We start from the raw sequence: 15,875 nt of genomic DNA, 5'->3' as shown, positions 1-15,875 counted from the left end.
TTGCGAAACGGCGGGTCGGCTCCGTAGTTCTACCCTATCGTCCGGCCGGTCGGCGTGCTCCGGCCTGAGCCAGTAGCTATGCCGGGGAAGTGAAGGCCTGATGCGCGGCCCGCGTTGGTCTTTTGGGCTTTTTTCGGGTAAATCAGCCCCGATGAATTGGCCTGCAGGGGCGCCAATCCTCGTCTCTCCGCAGCGGTTGGGAATACTTCCTAGATGGTCTCACTGGTCCGTATTGCGCTGAGCCGGCCCTATACTTTCGTTGTGCTCGCGATCCTGCTGCTGATCATCGGACCATTGGCCGCGCTCCGCACGCCGACCGACATCTTCCCGGACATCCGCATCCCCGTCATCGGCGTGGTCTGGAACTATACCGGCCTGCCGCCGGACCAGATGTCGGGGCGTATCATCACGCCGTTTCAGCGGGCGCTGACCACCACCGTCAACGACATCGAGCACATCGTCGCCAATTCCTACACCGGCATCGGGATCGTCAAGATCTTCTTCCAGCCGGGCGTCGATATCCGCACCGCCAACGCCCAGGTGACGGCGATCTCGCAGACCATGATCAGGCAGTTGCCGCCCGGCGCGACCCCGCCGCTGATCCTCAATTACAGCGCCTCCACCGTTCCGATCATCCAGGTCGCGCTGTCGGGCGAGGGGCTGACCGAACAAAACCTCGCCGATATCGGCATCAACCAGTTGCGCACACCGCTGGTGACCGTGCCGGGCGCGGCCATTCCCTATCCGTTCGGCGGCAAGCAGCGGCAGGTCCAGATCGACCTCAATCCGGCCGCGCTGCAGGCCCGCGGCCTGTCCGGGCAGGACGTCGCCAACGCGCTCGCCGCGCAGAACCTGATCACGCCGGTCGGCACCCAGAAAATCGGCCAGTTCGAATACACCATCCAGCTCAACAACTCGCCGCTTCGAATGGAAGAGCTCGGCGACCTGCCGATCAGGGCGGTGAACGGCGCGATGGTCTATGTTCGCGACGTCGCATCCGTGCGCGACGGCAATCCGCCGCAGACCAACATCGTGCACGTCGACGGCAACCGTTCGGTGCTGATGATGGTGCTGAAGGCGGGCGCGACCTCGACGCTCGATATCATCGCCGGCATCAAGCAGAAGGTGACCGAGGTCAAGGATTCGCTGCCCGACACGCTGAAGATCGGCTTCATCGGCGATCAGTCGGTGTTCGTGCGCGGCGCCATCGAGGGCGTTGCCGTCGAAGGCGTCATCGCCGCGCTCCTGACCAGCGTGATGATCCTGCTGTTTCTCGGCAGCTGGCGCTCGACTGTCATCATCGCGGTCTCGATCCCGCTGTCGGTACTGGGCGCCATCATCTGTTTGTCGGCGATCGGCGAGACGCTCAACATCATGACGCTCGGCGGATTGGCGCTGGCGGTCGGCATCCTCGTCGACGATGCCACCGTGACCATCGAGAACATCAACTACCATCTGGAGCAGGGCAAGCCTGTCGAGCAATCGATCCTGGATGGCGCCAACCAGATCGTGACGCCGGCCTTCGTGTCGCTATTGTGCATCTGCATCGTGTTCGTGCCGATGTTCTTCCTGCAGGGCGTCGCGCGTTTCCTGTTCGTGCCGATGGCCGAAGCCGTGATGTTCGCGATGATCTGGTCGTTCCTGCTGTCGCGCACCCTGGTGCCGACGATGGCGAAATACCTGCTCCAGCCGCATGTCCATCATGAGGGCGGGCGGCCGCCGACGCGCAATCCCTTGGTGCGCTTCCAGCGCGCCTTCGAGGCGCGGTTCGAGCGGATTCGCGCCGGCTACCACGATCTGTTGTCGATGGCGCTGGGACGGCGACCGCTGTTCGTCACCGGCTTTCTTGCCGTGGTGGCGCTGTCGTTCCTGCTGGTGCCGTATCTTGGCCGCAACTTCTTTCCGGCGGTCGATGCCGGCAACATCCTGATGCATGTCCGCACCCAGGTCGGCACCCGCGTCGAGGAGACCGCCAACCAGCTCGCCGACGTGCAGAAGGCGATCCGCAAGATCATTCCGCCCGGCGAGATCGAAACGCTGACCGACAATATCGGCATGCCGATTTCCGGCATCAACATGACCTACAACAACACCGGCGTGATCGGACCGGCGGACGGCGACATCCAGATCAAGCTCAAAGAAGGCCATCGGCCGACGGACGAATACGTCCAGATCTTGCGCGAGCAATTGCCGCGGCTGTTCCCCGGCATGAACTTCTCGTTCCTGCCGGCCGACATCGTCAGCCAGATCCTGAACTTCGGCGCGCCGGCGCCGATCGACCTGCAGATCCGCGGCGCGGACATGAAGGCGAACTTCAACTATGCCAACAAGCTGCTGGGCAAGATCCGCCGGATTCCCGGCATCGCGGATGCGCGCATCCAGCAATCGCCCAACGCGCCGACCTTCAACATCGATGTCGACCGCACCCGGGCGCAGTATGTCGGTCTGACCGAGCGCGACGTCACCAACAGCCTCGTGGTCAATCTCGCCGGCAGTTCGCAGGTCGCGCCGACCTTCTACCTCAACCCCGACAATGGCGTGTCCTATTCGATCGTGATGCAGACGCCGCAATACAAGATGGACTCGCTCAGCGCCCTGCAGGCGCTGCCCATTACGGCGACCGGCAATCCGCAGGCGCCGATCCTGGGCGGCATCGCGGACGTGAGGCGCTCGGCCTCCAGTGCCGTCGTCTCGCAATACGACATCCAGTCGATGGTGCAGATCTACGCGACGCCGCAGGGCCGCGACCTCGGCGCGGTTGCCGCCGACGTCCGGACCGCGATGGCGGAGACGGCAAAGGATGTGCCAAAAGGAAGTTCGGTGGTGCTGCTCGGTCAGGTGCAGACGATGAACAGCGCGTTTTCGGGTCTGCTGTTCGGGTTGCTCGCCGCCGTGGTGCTGATCTATTTCCTGATCGTGGTGAACTTCCAGTCCTGGTCCGATCCGTTCGTGATCATCACGGCGCTGCCTGCGGCCCTTGCCGGTATCGTCTGGATGCTGTTCACGACCCAGACCACGCTGTCGGTGCCGGCGCTGACCGGCGCCATCATGTGCATGGGCGTTGCCACCGCCAACAGTGTGCTGGTGATCAGCTTTGCGCGCGAGCGTTACGAGGAACTCGGCGATCCCATCGCGGCGGCGCTGGAAGCCGGTTTCGTCCGCTTCCGCCCGGTTCTGATGACGGCGCTCGCCATGATCATCGGCATGACGCCGATGGCGCTCGGGCTCGGCGAGGGCGGCGAGCAGAACGCGCCGCTCGGCCGAGCGGTGATCGGCGGCTTGATCTTCGCCACCATCGCCACCCTGATGTTTGTTCCCGTGGTATTCAGTATGGTACATAAGAAACAGGGCGTCATCGCCGACGCTGCACCGGAGACGTCGCATGTCCCCTGAACAACGCCCGCCGGTATCGCGCCGGAAACTGGGCCTATTCGGGGTCGTGGCGCTGATCGGGGCGGGGCTGATCGTCGCCACCGGCATCCGGGCGCGCGAGGAATCCGGCTCCAAGCTGCGCGAATGGACCGACAACCAGGCGATTCCTTCGGTCGCCGTCGCGTTTCCCAATGCCCGCGCACTCAACCCCACCATCGACCTGCCGGGTCGGCTCGAAGCCTATTCGCGCGCGCCGATATTCGCGCGGGTCAGCGGCTATCTGAAAAGCTGGAGCGCCGATATCGGCGCCAAGGTCAAGGCAGGCCAGGTGATCGCCGAGATCGAGGCGCCCGACCTCGACCAGCAATTGCTGCAGGCCCGTGCCGACCTCGTCAGCCAGCAGTCGAGCGCGCGGTTGTCCGAGGCCACGCTGAACCGGCGCAAGACGCTGCTCGCCTCGAACTTCGTTTCGATGCAGGAAATCGACGAGCGCACCGCCGACCTCGCCAACAAGAAAGCCGCGGTCAATTCCGGCACCGCCAATGTCGAGCGGCTGGAGGCGCTGGCGGGCTACAAGAAGATCACCGTGCCGTTCGATGGCGTGGTCACCGCGCGCGAGACCGATGTCGGGGCGCTGATCAATGCCGGCGGCGGTTCGGGGCCTGCGATGTTCGTGGTGTCTGACATCACCAAGCTGCGCGTCTATGTCAACGTGCCCCAGAGCTACGTTCCCGCCGTCAGGATCGGCGCCAAAGCCGTGCTGACGATGCCGGAATATCCGAACCGGACTTTTGCGGCGACGGTGGAAGCATCCTCGCAGTCGGTCGATGTCTCCTCGGGGACGACGCGCATGCAGCTGGCGCTCGACAATGCCGGCGGCGAACTGATGCCCGGCGCCTATGCCAATGTACGCCTGCCGCTGGAACGCGACGCGGTGCCGCTGCATATTCCCTCCAGCGCGCTGATCTTCAACAAGGACGGTTTGCGGGTCGCAACCGTCGGCCCCGACGACAAGGTGCTGTTCAAGACCGTGACCATCGCCCGCGATCTCGGCAAGGAGATCGAACTCGCTTCCGGCGTCACCCCCGACGACCGCATCATCACTGCGCCGCCGGACGGCATCGCCGATGGCGACGCGGTCCGCGTCGTCGGCGCCGCCGCCAGGGGCAAGCCCACGACGGCCTCGGAAAAGCAGGACGTGAAGGGGTAGGGGACTCGCTCGCCGCGAAAGCTGGCGAAGGACCCTCATGAGCCCCCTTTACGAAGGTAGCGCGTGCGGGCGAATGAGGAACTGTTGGAGACGCGTGCGGTTGCTATTTTTCCGCGTCCGTATCTTCTTTCGGAGTGCGCGTATGCTGCTGGGTATTACTGAACCGGAGTGTCGCAGCATCTATCAAAAACCGCTATTTAGTTTCCATGGCCACACTAACGATGCAGCTCTTTGAAGACTTTCTCTTCTTTTTCAACATGTCCGTAGACTCGCTCATGCTGAAACTCATGATCAATGATGAAGTTTCAAATTGATCGTTGGTATGTCTAAGCATGACGTCGTTGTTTCCGTTGTCCACACCAGATCCGCTGATATCACCTCTCGCAATTCCAAACTCATCCTTTAAGTCAGACCATGACTGCAGTAAGGGCGTGCTGCATTTTACGTCTGGTCCGGATTCTGTCGACGATTGAGCGTAGCGCATACCACTTAACCTTCCCCGCAAGAACCCAAACTGGCGAACGGTCTCGAAGGTTCCAAGCTTTATTTCGGAGCCGTACGCATTATAACCTCGTCCTGTTCGCGCATCGCTGAAGTCGCTTTCAAAGATATCGAACTCAATCTTTCCTACAACCTTGGTTAGATCGTTTGGAACGGTATCGAAGCTTATGTTCACGATCCGCCCCTCAACTGCGGCTACGGCTCGGGTCATTTCATCGCGGGAGGACGACTTCGAAGGTGCGCCGATAATCAAATCCAGTATTCGTCCAATATAAGGCTCCATGCATTTCCTGATAGCGTCGTCCACATTCTTGCGAATCTCTTCTTGCACGTAACCCACGCCGCCTGGCGCGGTCTTGGCGTTCAAGCTAATGCCAGCCTTTAGGTTAGGCTTGAGAGATTTAATCTGAATGTGGCCATCGGCAGAAGCATCGAAAGAATAGGAGTTGCCGGATAGGCAAGACTCCTGAATGAGTGCTTTCGCTTGGTCGATCTGTTGCTGCCTTGTCAACTGCTGTGCACTAATTGATGTGGGGATCAGCAGAAGAACAGCGAGGAGGCCTATGTTAGGTTGAGGCATGTCTAAATTCTCGATTGGTATATCTGTAGGCTAATCAAATCAACGAATTTAGCTCAAAGTTATCAGAAGTTGTGGAATGCGGTAAAGTACCTCGGCCTGCTCAAGCGAGCGCATCGCACCAGAAAGCCAAAGTCGGGAAACGGCTGATGAAAGGTTGCCGGGCATAAGCTAGCCGGTCCGATCGACCGCACCAGGACAAATTCACCGTGTCCGGCACGGGGACGAGGAGAGGGTGCCAGGAACTGGTACAGCTTTCAGCTCATACTGGGCTCGTGGCTAGAGCTCCTCACCCCGACCCTCTAAGAGCGAGTTTCGCTCGTCTCGACCCCGCGAAGAGCGCGGCGAGGGAGCAGAAACAGTCACCCCACCCGCCACTCCAGCACGCCATCTCCGGCCGTGACGACCTCCCCAACCGACCCCACCGGCGTGCGGTCCATGTTGCGCAGGTGCGCCAGCGTCGCGCTGTCGCTCGCCGGCACCCGCGCCAGCGCCCGTGCATCGCCGGCCGTGCGCATCATCACCACGCCGTGCTCGACATCACCCTTGCCGCCATAGATCACCGTAAAGCTCTCGACCTTGCCCTTGCCGCTGGCTTCCGTGACGAATTCGGGCACGGCGCCCTTGCGGCGGTCGGCCTCAGCCTGAACGCTGGTGTCCTGCGCCAATGCCTCTTTTGGCGCATGCCGCGACAGCACGAGGCCGTGATGCTTGGTGACAAAGCCGCCCTGACCATAGAGCAGGCCAAGCGTGCCGCCCTCGCGCAGCTTCCTCACCATCGCGCAGGCCGCGTGCGTCATATAGGTGTTGAGCGGGGCGCCGAAGAACGTGAGGCCGCCGGTGACGGTGGGCCTGACGTCGGGGCCGAGCCCCAGCGTTCGCCGCGCCATCTTCGGCACGCAGGGAAAGCAGCTGTACAATTCGATCGCGTCGAATTTTTTGCCATCGCCCCCGACGAGGTCCATTACGGTGTTAAGCACGGCGTTCTGCGGATGGCTCTCGAAGAACTGGTCGCGCAGCAGATAATCGCGCGGTTCTTCAGCAGATGCGCCGCCCAAAGGATAGATCAGGCGATCCTCGGGCACACCGGCGGCGCGCGCCTTTGCCAGCGACGTCATCAGGATCGCGCCGCCCATGTTGACGGTCGGATTGGCCACCATCAGCTTGGTGTAGGGCCAGGCGATCAGCCGGTTTTCCGGCGTCGGCGTTGTGATCTCGTCCGGCGTGAAGTTTTTCTTCAGCCAGGAATTGGGATTCTCCGACGCCACGCGCGCATAAGTCGACCACAGTTGTCCGGATTCGGCGAGCGCCTCGCGCGGCGTCTGTCCCCAATGCGCTGAGGTCGCGGATTCATATAGCGGATAGACCGTGATGGGGCGGAACACGCCGAGCGCCACAGCCATCGGCTTCTGGAACGCCGCGCCGCGCTTCGGCTCCTCGACGTCATGGGCAAACGGCGTCCATGGCAGATCGATACCGGCCCGCTGGGCTTTTGTTGCGGTGGATTGCGCCTCGGCGCCGCACACCGCCGCCACGCTGCATTCGCCGCGCGCGATGCGTTTTGCTGCTTCATGCAGATAGCGGATCGGGCTCTCGCCGCCGACCGGACCGTAATAGCAATGCGCAGGTTTCGCGCCGAGCCGCTCGGCGAGCAGCTTCTCCGGATCGCGGTAGCGCCAGCTCAGGAAATTCACGACGTCGAGCGAACCGAGTTCGCCGAGCAGTTTTGCACCGCTGTCCGCTTCCGCGCGCTTCAGCGCCTGTTCCAGCAGCGCGAGCGGTTCGAGCCCGGCGGCGATGTCCTTTGGCCGGTCGACGATTTCGCCGACGCCGACGATGACGGGAATGCGGTCTTCGGGAGTCTTCGACATTTTCTTGTTTCTCTTTCAGGGCTAGGCAACGTCCTCATCCTGAGGAGCCGCGAAGCGGCGTCTCGAAGGATGGGCCACGGGCCTCATGGTTCGAGACGCGCGAAGACGCGCTCCTCACCATGAGGAGAAATATCACTCCTCCATCAACGCATTCATATGCTCGACCGCGTCGACAAAATCTTCCTTGAATTCCTGCACCACCGCGCCGGCGGATTTGACGCTGTCGATCAGGCCGACGCCCTGGCCGACGAAATAGCTGACGAGGTCGCGCGCCTGGACGTTGCCGGCCGCCGCGGCGCGGTCGATCGAGTTGAAGGCGTCGCGGCTGATGATGCTTTGCAGCGGCATCGGCAGCGCACCGGGGCTGTCAGGCCCGCGGTCCCACGCATCGGTCCATACCGAGCGCAACTGCCGCGCGGGCTTGCCGGTGCGGCCCTTGGAGCGGATGGCGTCGCGCGAGGACGCCGCGATCATCTTCTCGCGGAAGATTTCGGAGGTCTCGGACTCCACCGTCGCCAGCCACACCGAGCCGGTCCAGACCCCGGCCGCGCCCATCGCCATGCAGGCGGCCATCTGGTGCCCGGTCATGATGCCGCCCGCCGCCAGCACCGGCACGTTGCGGATCGGCTTGATCGCCTTGATCACCTCGGGCACCAGCACCATGGTGGAAACTTCGCCGCAATGGCCGCCGGCCTCGGTGCCCTGCGCCACCAAAATATCGACGCCGGCCGCGACCTGCCGAAGCGCGTGCTCCTTGGAGCCGATGAGGGCGGCGACCGGCACGTCGTGCTTGCGGCCCATCTCGATCATCGCCTTCGGTGGGACGCCGAGCGCGTTCGCAATCAACCTGATCGGATGGCGGAACGAGACGTCGAGCAACTCCAGCGCGATCTCGGCGTCAAACGGCTGTGGCTGGTTGTCGGCGACACTCTCGGTCGTGAGTTCGATGTTGTATTTCTTCAGAAGATTGCGGGTGAAATCACGATGCTCTTGCGAAACCCGCTTCTCCAGACTTTTCCAGGTGAGGTTCTTCTCGCCAGCGGTCGAAATGTTTTCCGGGATCAGCACATCGATGCCGTAGGGCTTGCCGTCGACGTGGTCGTCGATCCATTTCAGTTCCTGCTCCAACGTCTCCGGCAAGAAACGGGTCGCGCCGAGCACGCCAAAGCCACCGGCGCGGCTGACGGCCGCCACCACGTCGCGGCAATGGCTGAACGCCAGCAGCGGAAATTCTATTCCCAGCATGTCGCAAATCGGGGATTTCATGGCCGTATCCGTTCCCTGTGGCGGCTTTGACGCCGCTCGTTGTTGGTTTTTGTTTGCCGTGTTGACCCGACGCTAGCCCATCGGGGGCTGGGATGCCAAGCGCTCTTCGATCATGAGGGACGAACATTCCACGCCGCAAAATATGCAAAGCAAGGCCGCCGATTTGTGTCTTGCGCTTTGGCGCTATCGAGAGAATGCTGTTCAGCAAATCAAGAATTCGCAAGGGAGTGTCCATGACCGCATCGCCATCCGTTTCCGGGAAAGCTTCCGAGAGCTACGACGTCGTCGTGGTCGGCGCAGGCTTTGCCGGCATGTACATGCTGCATAAACTGCGCGGGCAGGGGTTTTCAGCGCGGGTCTATGAGCAGGGCGATGGCGTCGGCGGCACCTGGTACTGGAACCGCTATCCCGGCGCGCGCTGCGACGTCGAGAGCATGCAATATTCCTATTCGTTCTCCGAAGAGCTGCAGCAGGAATGGGACTGGAGCGAGCGCTACGCGCCGCAGCCGGAGATTCTGAAATACGCCAACCACGTCGCCGACCGTTTTGGTCTCCGTCCCGACATCCAGTTCAACACCGTGGTCGAGCGCGCCGAGTTCGACGAACGCACCTACCTGTGGTCGGTCACGCTATCCGGCGGCAAGGCCGTCATTGCAAAATTCGTGGTGCTCGCCACCGGCTGCCTGTCGAACGCGCGGATGCCCGAGATCAGGGGTCTCGATCGCTTTGAAGGCAAGGTCTATCACACCGGTCACTGGCCGCATGAAACCGTCGATTTCACCGGCCAGCGCGTCGGCGTGATCGGCACGGGATCGTCTGGCATCCAGTCGGTGCCTGTGATCGCCGAGCAGGCCAGCCACCTCACCGTGTTTCAGCGCACCGCGAATTTTTCGATTCCCGCCCGCAACGCCATGCTGACCGAGGAGGAGCGGCAGGCGTTCCGCGCCAAGTATCCGGAAGTCAGGCAATTCGCGCGCACGGAATCGCGCAACGGAATCTATACCGAAATGCCCGATCGCGGCGCGCTCGATGATGGCGACAACGAGCGCCGCTCGAAATACGAAGCGCGCTGGAACCGCGGCGGGCTCACCTTCATGTCCGTCTATAACAACCTCGCACTGGACCAGGCCGCCAACGACACCGCCGCCGATTTCGTCCGCGAGAAGATCGCCGAAATCGTCAAGGATCCCGAGAAAGCAAAGCTGCTGCAGCCGAATAATCATCCGATCGGCTCCAAGCGCATCTGCATCGACACCGAATATTTTTCGACCTTCAACCGCCCGAACGTGACGCTGGTCGACATCAAGTCCAACCCGATCGAGGAGATCACGGCCAATGCCGTCCGCACCGGCGGCAAGGACTACGAAGTCGACGCATTGGTGCTGGCGACCGGCTTCGATGCGATGACAGGCTCGGTCGCAAAAATCGACATTCGCGGCCGCAACGGCCAGACGTTGAACCAGAAATGGGCCGAGGGGCCGCGCACCTATCTCGGACTGATGAGCGCGGGTTTTCCCAATCTCTTCGTCATCACCGGCCCCGGCAGTCCGTCGGTGTTGTCGAACATGATCGTCTCGATCGAGCAGCATGTCGACTGGATCACCGATTGCGTGACCTATATGCGCGACCGCGGCTTTGAGGCCATGGAAGCCAAGAAGGAAGCCGAGGATAACTGGGTCGCCCATGTCAACGAGGTCGCCTACACCACGCTCTATCCGCAGGCCAATTCCTGGTACATGGGCGCCAACGTCCCCGGCAAGCCGCGCATCTTCATGCCCTATATCGGCGGCGTCGGGCCGTACCGGCAGATCTGCGACGATGTCGCGGCGAAGGGCTACGAGGGCTTTGCGATGACGGGCGCGGAGCAGCCAAGGAAGATGGCGGCGTCGTAGTCACTACCGTCATTGCGAGCGAAGCGAAGCAATCCATCTCTCCGCGAAAAGAAAGAATGGATTGCTTCGTCGCTACGCTCCTCGCAATGACGTGTTTAACCGCCTTCCCAAAACCTCCACAAACCGTTCCGCATCCGCCTCGTCATTGTAAACATGCGGCGATATCCGCAGCCGCCCCAAACGCGGTGCGACGTAGACGCCGTCGCTGGCCAGCCCCTCGACCAGTCCCGCCGGCATCCCGCCCTTGAACGCCAGGCTCAGAATATGCGGCGCACGCAGCCGCCCATCCGGCACGCTGACGCCGATGCCGCGCACGCCTTCCGCAATCCGCTGCGTCAGCATCGCGAGGCGCTGCAGTACGGCTGAAGCGCCCCATTCGGCCAGCATTTCCATGCCAATGGACGCCATCTCCATTGAGATGAAATAGTCGCGTTCGCCCATGTCGAAGCGGCGCGCATCGGGCACGTAATTGAGATCGGTGAAGTAGACCGAATTCTCGGCGCGCACGTCGCGGCGGCCGGCTGAGGTCTGCTCCAACGGAATGCCGCTCTGATGGCGTTTTGCAACATAGAGAAAGGCGCGGCCGTAAGGCCCGAGCACCCATTTGTAGGTCGGGAACAGCACGAAATCAGGATCGAGACGCTTGACGTCCATCGCCAGCACACCGACGCCCTGCGTGGCGTCGATCAGGAACATCGCGCCGCGCGCCTTGAGCGCCGCGCTCACTTTGTCGACGTCAATCAGCCCGCCGTCCGACCAGTGCACCGAGGAGATCGAGGCGAGGCTGACCGGCGCAGCACCCGATCGTTCGATCACGGCCAGCACCGCCGACGTCCAGTCGCCGTCTTCGGGTTGTCGAACCGTCTCGACGGTAAATCCCTGCACATCCGCTCGCGCGTGCCATTCCAGCACGGGGGAGGAGTGATCGCTTTCCAGCACGATCACGCGCGTGCCGCGGGGAATGGTCAAAAGCTTTGCTGCCGTCGCGACGCCGTAGCTGATCGAGGGGGTCAGCGCGATATCGGATGGCTCGGCATTGATCAGCCGGGCAGCAGCCGCGCGCGCACGTTCGTTCTGCTGGTTGGCAAAGGAAGCCGGCAGCGTCCACGGCGTGCCCTTGCGCCCGACCGCGGCGCGGCCGGCTTCCAGAGTTCGGATCGGCAAGGGGCTGTAGGAGGCGGCGTTGAGGTAGCAAATCTGGCGCGGTATCTCGAACAAAGCGCGTTGCGAGGCAAGCATTTGGGATGATCTCTTGGGTGCGATCCATCCACTATGGCCGATCGTGACCAAGCCAGCCACAGAAGCATTGCTCCGAGTACAACTCTGCCGCGCCTAAGGACTTTTACGCTATGAACCTGGACCATGGCAGGCGCGACCAAAGGGCGTTCGCAGAGCTCCACGATATCAGTGGCAACAGAGGCGGCCATGTCACTTTCTTACGAAACCCAGCGATCCATCGCCTCGGACAATATCGTCGCCGGAGCCGTCTACGTACTTTACGGCGTCGGATATTTCACCGGGATTACAGCGCTGATGGGTCTCATCATCGCGTATGTGAAGGTCGACGATACCGACCCCGTGATGCAATCGCATTTCCGGTTTCAGATCAGGACCTTCTGGATCGGATTGCTGTACCTTGCGATCGGCATTCCGTTCTCCCTGGTGCTGATTGGCCTGCCGATTGTTGCCTGGTGGTTCATCTGGTCACTCATTCGCATCGTCAAGGGCGGCCTGTTGAGCATCGAGCACAAGCCGATCGTCAATCCGAGGTCCTGGCTGTTCGGATAATCCGGCCGGCGGGAAGCTGCCCCCTTAACCTCCAGCCACTCCTTGCGCACGCCGGCATTGGCGGCAAGCTCCGCCGGCGTTCCCTCGAACACGATGCGGCCGTGGCCCATCACATAGAGGCGGCGGGAAATCTTCAGTGCGATGGTGAGTTTCTGCTCCACCAGAAGAATAGCGGTGCCGCGGCGCGCGATTTCGTCGAGCAAGGTGCCGACCTGTTCGACCAGTTTTGGGGCAAGCCCCTCGGTCGGCTCGTCTGAAATCGCGACATGGACCCGACGCGGACCGCCACGGGAATTGTTGGGCTGCCATGCAGCATCTTGCGGTTGGCGGCGACAGCCCCAAGGTATACCAGACAGTCGCATTGTAATTCCGCCGCGCGGCAGATCGCCCCTCACGTGACTCGGCCGACAAGAAGCCTGGAGCCAACACGAATGAACGAAATTGTTACCGACCCCACCGCCTATGTGCCGCCGAAAGTCTGGACCTGGAATAAGGAAAGCGGCGGCCGCTTCGCCAGCATCAACCGGCCGATCGCCGGTCCCACGCATGACAAGGAACTGCCGGTCGGCCGGCATCCGTTTCAGCTCTATTCGCTGGCGACGCCGAACGGCGTGAAGGTCACCGTCATGTTCGAGGAGCTGCTGGCCGCCGGTCACAGTGGCGCCGAGTATGACGCGTGGTTGATCAAGATCGACGGCAACCAGTTCGGCAGCGGTTTTGTCGCTGTTAATCCGAACTCCAAGATCCCGGCGCTGATGGACCGCAGCGGACCGACGCCGATCCGGCTGTTCGAGTCCGGCGCGATCCTGATGCATCTGGCCGAAAAGTTCGGGGCCTTTCTGCCGGCCGGCGGCGAGGCGCGGGCGGAATGCCTGTCATGGCTGTTCTGGCAGATGGGCAGCGCGCCGTTTCTCGGCGGCGGCTTCGGCCATTTCTATGCCTACGCGCCGACCAAGATCGAATACGCCATCGACCGCTACGCCATGGAGGTGAAGCGTCAGCTCGACGTGCTCGATCGGCGGCTTGCCGACAATGAGTATCTCGCCGGCAGCGAATACACGATCGCCGACATGGCGACCTGGCCGTGGTACGGCGCGCTGGCAAAAGGCCTCGTCTACGGCGCCGGCGAATTCCTGTCGGTGCACGAATACAAGAACGTGCAGCGCTGGACCGATCAAATCGCAAAACGCCCGGCGGTGAAGCGCGGCCGCATGGTCAACCGGATCTCGGGCGATCCGGCGAGCCAGTTGCACGAGCGGCATGAGGCCAGCGATTTCGATACGAAGACGCAGGACAAGATCGGCGAGCCGGCCAAGGCATCGTAGTAGTTTGTCGCTGTAGGGCGGATTGGAGCCGAAGGCGTAATCCGCCTTTGGTGCGGCCCGACAAAGATGGTGGGTTACGCTACGCTAACCCACCCTACGAAGTAAGAATCCAAACCGGGGAAACCGCATGCCGACTTTCGAAAAAGGCGCCGTTCGTATCCACTATGAGGAAACCGGCTCCGGTTATCCATTGCTGATGATCGCCGGCGGCGGATTGAACTCGACGATCGCGGGCCTGTCGGGCAGCTATCCGCCGTTCGATTCCTTCGAGGAGTTCAAGGGCGAGTACCGCTGCATCGCGGCCGATTTGCGCAACGCCAATACCGGGAAATCTTCCGGCCCGCTCGAAATCGACCGGCCCTGGGATTCCCACACCGACGATCATCTCGGCCTGATGGATCATCTTCGCATCGACAAGTTCATGGTGCTCGGCTTCTGCATCGGCGGCCCCTTGATCTGGAATCTGCTGAAGCGCGCGCCCGATCGCGTCGTCGCCGCCGTGCTGGCGCAGCCGTCCGGCTCGCGTCCCGAGATGCGGGACCTGTTCTACGACAACAACACCAAAGGCTGGGCGCCGGAGCTCCTGAAGCAGCGGCCGGACATCACCCCGGAGACAACAGATAAATTCCTCACCAGGATGTACCGCACCAATCCCGACTTCGTCTTCACGGTGACACGCGACTTCGTGCGCCAGTGCAGGACACCGGTGCTGATCCTGCCCGACGATATCCCGGCGCACCCTTATGCGGTCGCGATGGAGTCGGCGATGCTGGCGCCGAACGCCGAAGTCAGCATGTTTCCGTGGAAGGAGCCCAAGGAGCGGATTCCGCTGGCGGTACGCCAGATCCGCTCGTTCCTGCGCGCGCACCGGCCGGTGCAGCCATAGAAGTCGGCGTGTAGGGCGGGTTAGGCGAAGCCGTAACCCGCCATTGAGCGGCGACAAAGGTGGTGGGTTACGCTGCGCTAACCCACCCTACGAAGCCGTGCCCAGCAAATCGTTGTCTTCCGGATGCTTCTTCATATAGCCTTGGATGAACTCGCATTCGACGGTGAGCTTGCGTCCCTGCGCCCGTACCGCTTCGAGGGTCGCCCGCGCGAGTTTTGAGCCGACGCCTTTGCCGCCGAGCTCCGGCGGCACCACGGTGTGTTCGAGCGTGATCGTATCAGGCGATTTGCGGTAGGTAACGAAGGCGATGGCGCCGTCGACGTCGAGCTCAAAGCGGCTGCTGGTTTCGTTGTCGCGGAAATGGTCGGTCATGCGAACTCCAGTATCGGTGCGTAGGGTGGGTTAGGCGAAGCCGTAACCCACCATCTTCGTTCCGCATCGGCGGTGGGTTACGCGGAGTTTATCATCGGGCGCGCATTCGCGCGACCCGGTGGCTAACCCACCCTACGAAATTACGCATTACTTCGCCGGAAGTTCCGGCGCCGGAGGGAACACGACGCGGTCGTCGGTGCGGCAATAGCGGTCGGCGAACATGCGGCCGATCGGGTGGTAGCGCTCCATGTGCACGCGCATGGTCTGCGTATCCCACAATTCGTCGCGGATGTAGAAATTGATGCCTTCGCCCATGATCAGCGTGCGGTCGCCATTGACGTCGATGGTCTTCCAGATCTTGCACTCCATCGCCCAGGGCGCATCGGCCAGCCGCGGCGCCGCGACCCGGGTCGAGGGCGCAAGTTTCAAGCCGAGATAGCCGGGCTCGCCGACATCGGGCGGAAAGTCGCCGCTGGAATCGTGCATCGCGCGCGCCAGCGGCTCGTCGGTGAGGTTGACGACGAACTCGCCGGTGCGCTGGATGTTGACCAGCGTGTCCTTGACGCGCCCGTCGGGCCGCAGATTGACCGCGAACATGCACAGCGGCGGATCCTCGCAGAACACATTGAAGAAGCTGAACGGCGCGGCGTTGACGACGCCGGTCGGGCCCACTGAAGTTACCCAGGCGATCGGCCGCGGCAGCACGAATCCGGCGAGCAGCTTGTAGCGCTCGCGCGGCTGCAGGTTTTCGGGGGCGTATTCCATGGGGATTTCCGATCGACAGGCCGTAGGGTGGATTAGCCGAAGGCGTAATC

12 protein-coding genes and 1 pseudogene are annotated in these 15,875 nt (G+C 62.2%); 6 read left to right on the top strand and 7 right to left on the bottom strand.

Annotated features, from left to right (window positions below):
- The first annotated feature begins 213 nt into the window (after positions 1-213).
- Entirely contained in the window at positions 214-3,393 is a 3,180-nt protein-coding gene (locus JQ574_RS18990) for an efflux RND transporter permease subunit (RefSeq protein WP_212383771.1), read from the top strand.
- Positions 3,383-4,582, top strand: coding sequence for an efflux RND transporter periplasmic adaptor subunit (locus JQ574_RS18985; protein WP_212383770.1), 1,200 nt, complete (start codon positions 3,383-3,385; stop codon positions 4,580-4,582). Before JQ574_RS18990 ends, JQ574_RS18985 begins: the two co-directional genes overlap by 11 nt.
- A 193-nt stretch (positions 4,583-4,775) precedes the next feature.
- Here the strand turns inward: JQ574_RS18985 and JQ574_RS18980 are convergent, their stop codons facing one another.
- The 3 genes from JQ574_RS18980 to JQ574_RS18970 form a co-directional block, all read right to left on the bottom strand.
- Positions 4,776-5,663: a hypothetical protein gene (locus JQ574_RS18980; RefSeq protein ID WP_212210680.1), complete on the bottom strand. Its 888-nt coding sequence runs from the start codon at positions 5,661-5,663 to the stop codon at positions 4,776-4,778.
- A gap of 359 nt (positions 5,664-6,022) precedes the next feature.
- Positions 6,023-7,531 carry an acetyl-CoA acetyltransferase gene (locus JQ574_RS18975; RefSeq protein WP_212210682.1) on the bottom strand — a complete coding sequence of 503 codons (1,509 nt, stop codon included), beginning with the start codon at positions 7,529-7,531 and terminating at the stop codon, positions 6,023-6,025.
- A gap of 132 nt (positions 7,532-7,663) precedes the next feature.
- A complete protein-coding gene (locus tag JQ574_RS18970) occupies positions 7,664-8,797 on the bottom strand; it encodes a nitronate monooxygenase (protein WP_212210684.1) in 1,134 nt (377 codons plus the stop codon).
- Between the two features lie 233 nt (positions 8,798-9,030).
- Here JQ574_RS18970 and JQ574_RS18965 point away from each other — a divergent pair, with 233 nt between their 5' ends.
- Positions 9,031-10,689, top strand: a complete 1,659-nt coding sequence (locus JQ574_RS18965) for an NAD(P)/FAD-dependent oxidoreductase (protein ID WP_212210686.1) — start codon at positions 9,031-9,033, stop codon at positions 10,687-10,689.
- Between the two features lie 72 nt (positions 10,690-10,761).
- Here the strand turns inward: JQ574_RS18965 and JQ574_RS18960 are convergent, their stop codons facing one another.
- Positions 10,762-11,928 carry an aminotransferase class V-fold PLP-dependent enzyme gene (locus JQ574_RS18960; protein ID WP_212210688.1) on the bottom strand — a complete coding sequence of 389 codons (1,167 nt, stop codon included), beginning with the start codon at positions 11,926-11,928 and terminating at the stop codon, positions 10,762-10,764.
- Between the two features lie 186 nt (positions 11,929-12,114).
- On the opposite strand from JQ574_RS18960, the gene JQ574_RS18955 reads away from it, so the two are divergent.
- Positions 12,115-12,477 (top strand): hypothetical protein, encoded by a 363-nt coding sequence (locus JQ574_RS18955; protein WP_212210696.1) that lies wholly within the window; start codon positions 12,115-12,117, stop codon positions 12,475-12,477.
- 26 nt (positions 12,478-12,503) lie between these two features.
- Here JQ574_RS18955 and JQ574_RS35165 read toward each other — a convergent pair.
- Positions 12,504-12,731 (bottom strand): annotated as a pseudogene (locus tag JQ574_RS35165) (ABC transporter ATP-binding protein); the annotation flags it as partial.
- Positions 12,732-12,908: 177 nt separating this feature from the next.
- Here JQ574_RS35165 and yghU point away from each other — a divergent pair.
- A complete protein-coding gene (gene yghU, locus JQ574_RS18945) occupies positions 12,909-13,802 on the top strand; it encodes a glutathione-dependent disulfide-bond oxidoreductase (protein ID WP_212210700.1) in 894 nt (297 codons plus the stop codon).
- Positions 13,803-13,929: 127 nt separating this feature from the next.
- Positions 13,930-14,688 (top strand): alpha/beta fold hydrolase, encoded by a 759-nt coding sequence (locus JQ574_RS18940; protein ID WP_212210702.1) that lies wholly within the window; start codon positions 13,930-13,932, stop codon positions 14,686-14,688.
- A gap of 87 nt (positions 14,689-14,775) precedes the next feature.
- Here JQ574_RS18940 and JQ574_RS18935 read toward each other — a convergent pair whose 3' ends face one another.
- Positions 14,776-15,060: a GNAT family N-acetyltransferase gene (locus JQ574_RS18935; RefSeq protein WP_212210704.1), complete on the bottom strand. Its 285-nt coding sequence runs from the start codon at positions 15,058-15,060 to the stop codon at positions 14,776-14,778.
- Positions 15,061-15,207: 147 nt separating this feature from the next.
- Entirely contained in the window at positions 15,208-15,825 is a 618-nt protein-coding gene (locus tag JQ574_RS18930) for a flavin reductase family protein (RefSeq protein ID WP_212032306.1), read from the bottom strand.
- Positions 15,826-15,875: the final 50 nt, after the last annotated feature.

The organism is Bradyrhizobium sp. AUGA SZCCT0158 (assembly GCF_018130065.1).
In the GTDB taxonomy this organism is placed as follows: Bacteria; Pseudomonadota; Alphaproteobacteria; order Rhizobiales; family Xanthobacteraceae; genus Bradyrhizobium.
This window is presented reverse-complemented; position numbering and strand designations above follow the sequence as displayed.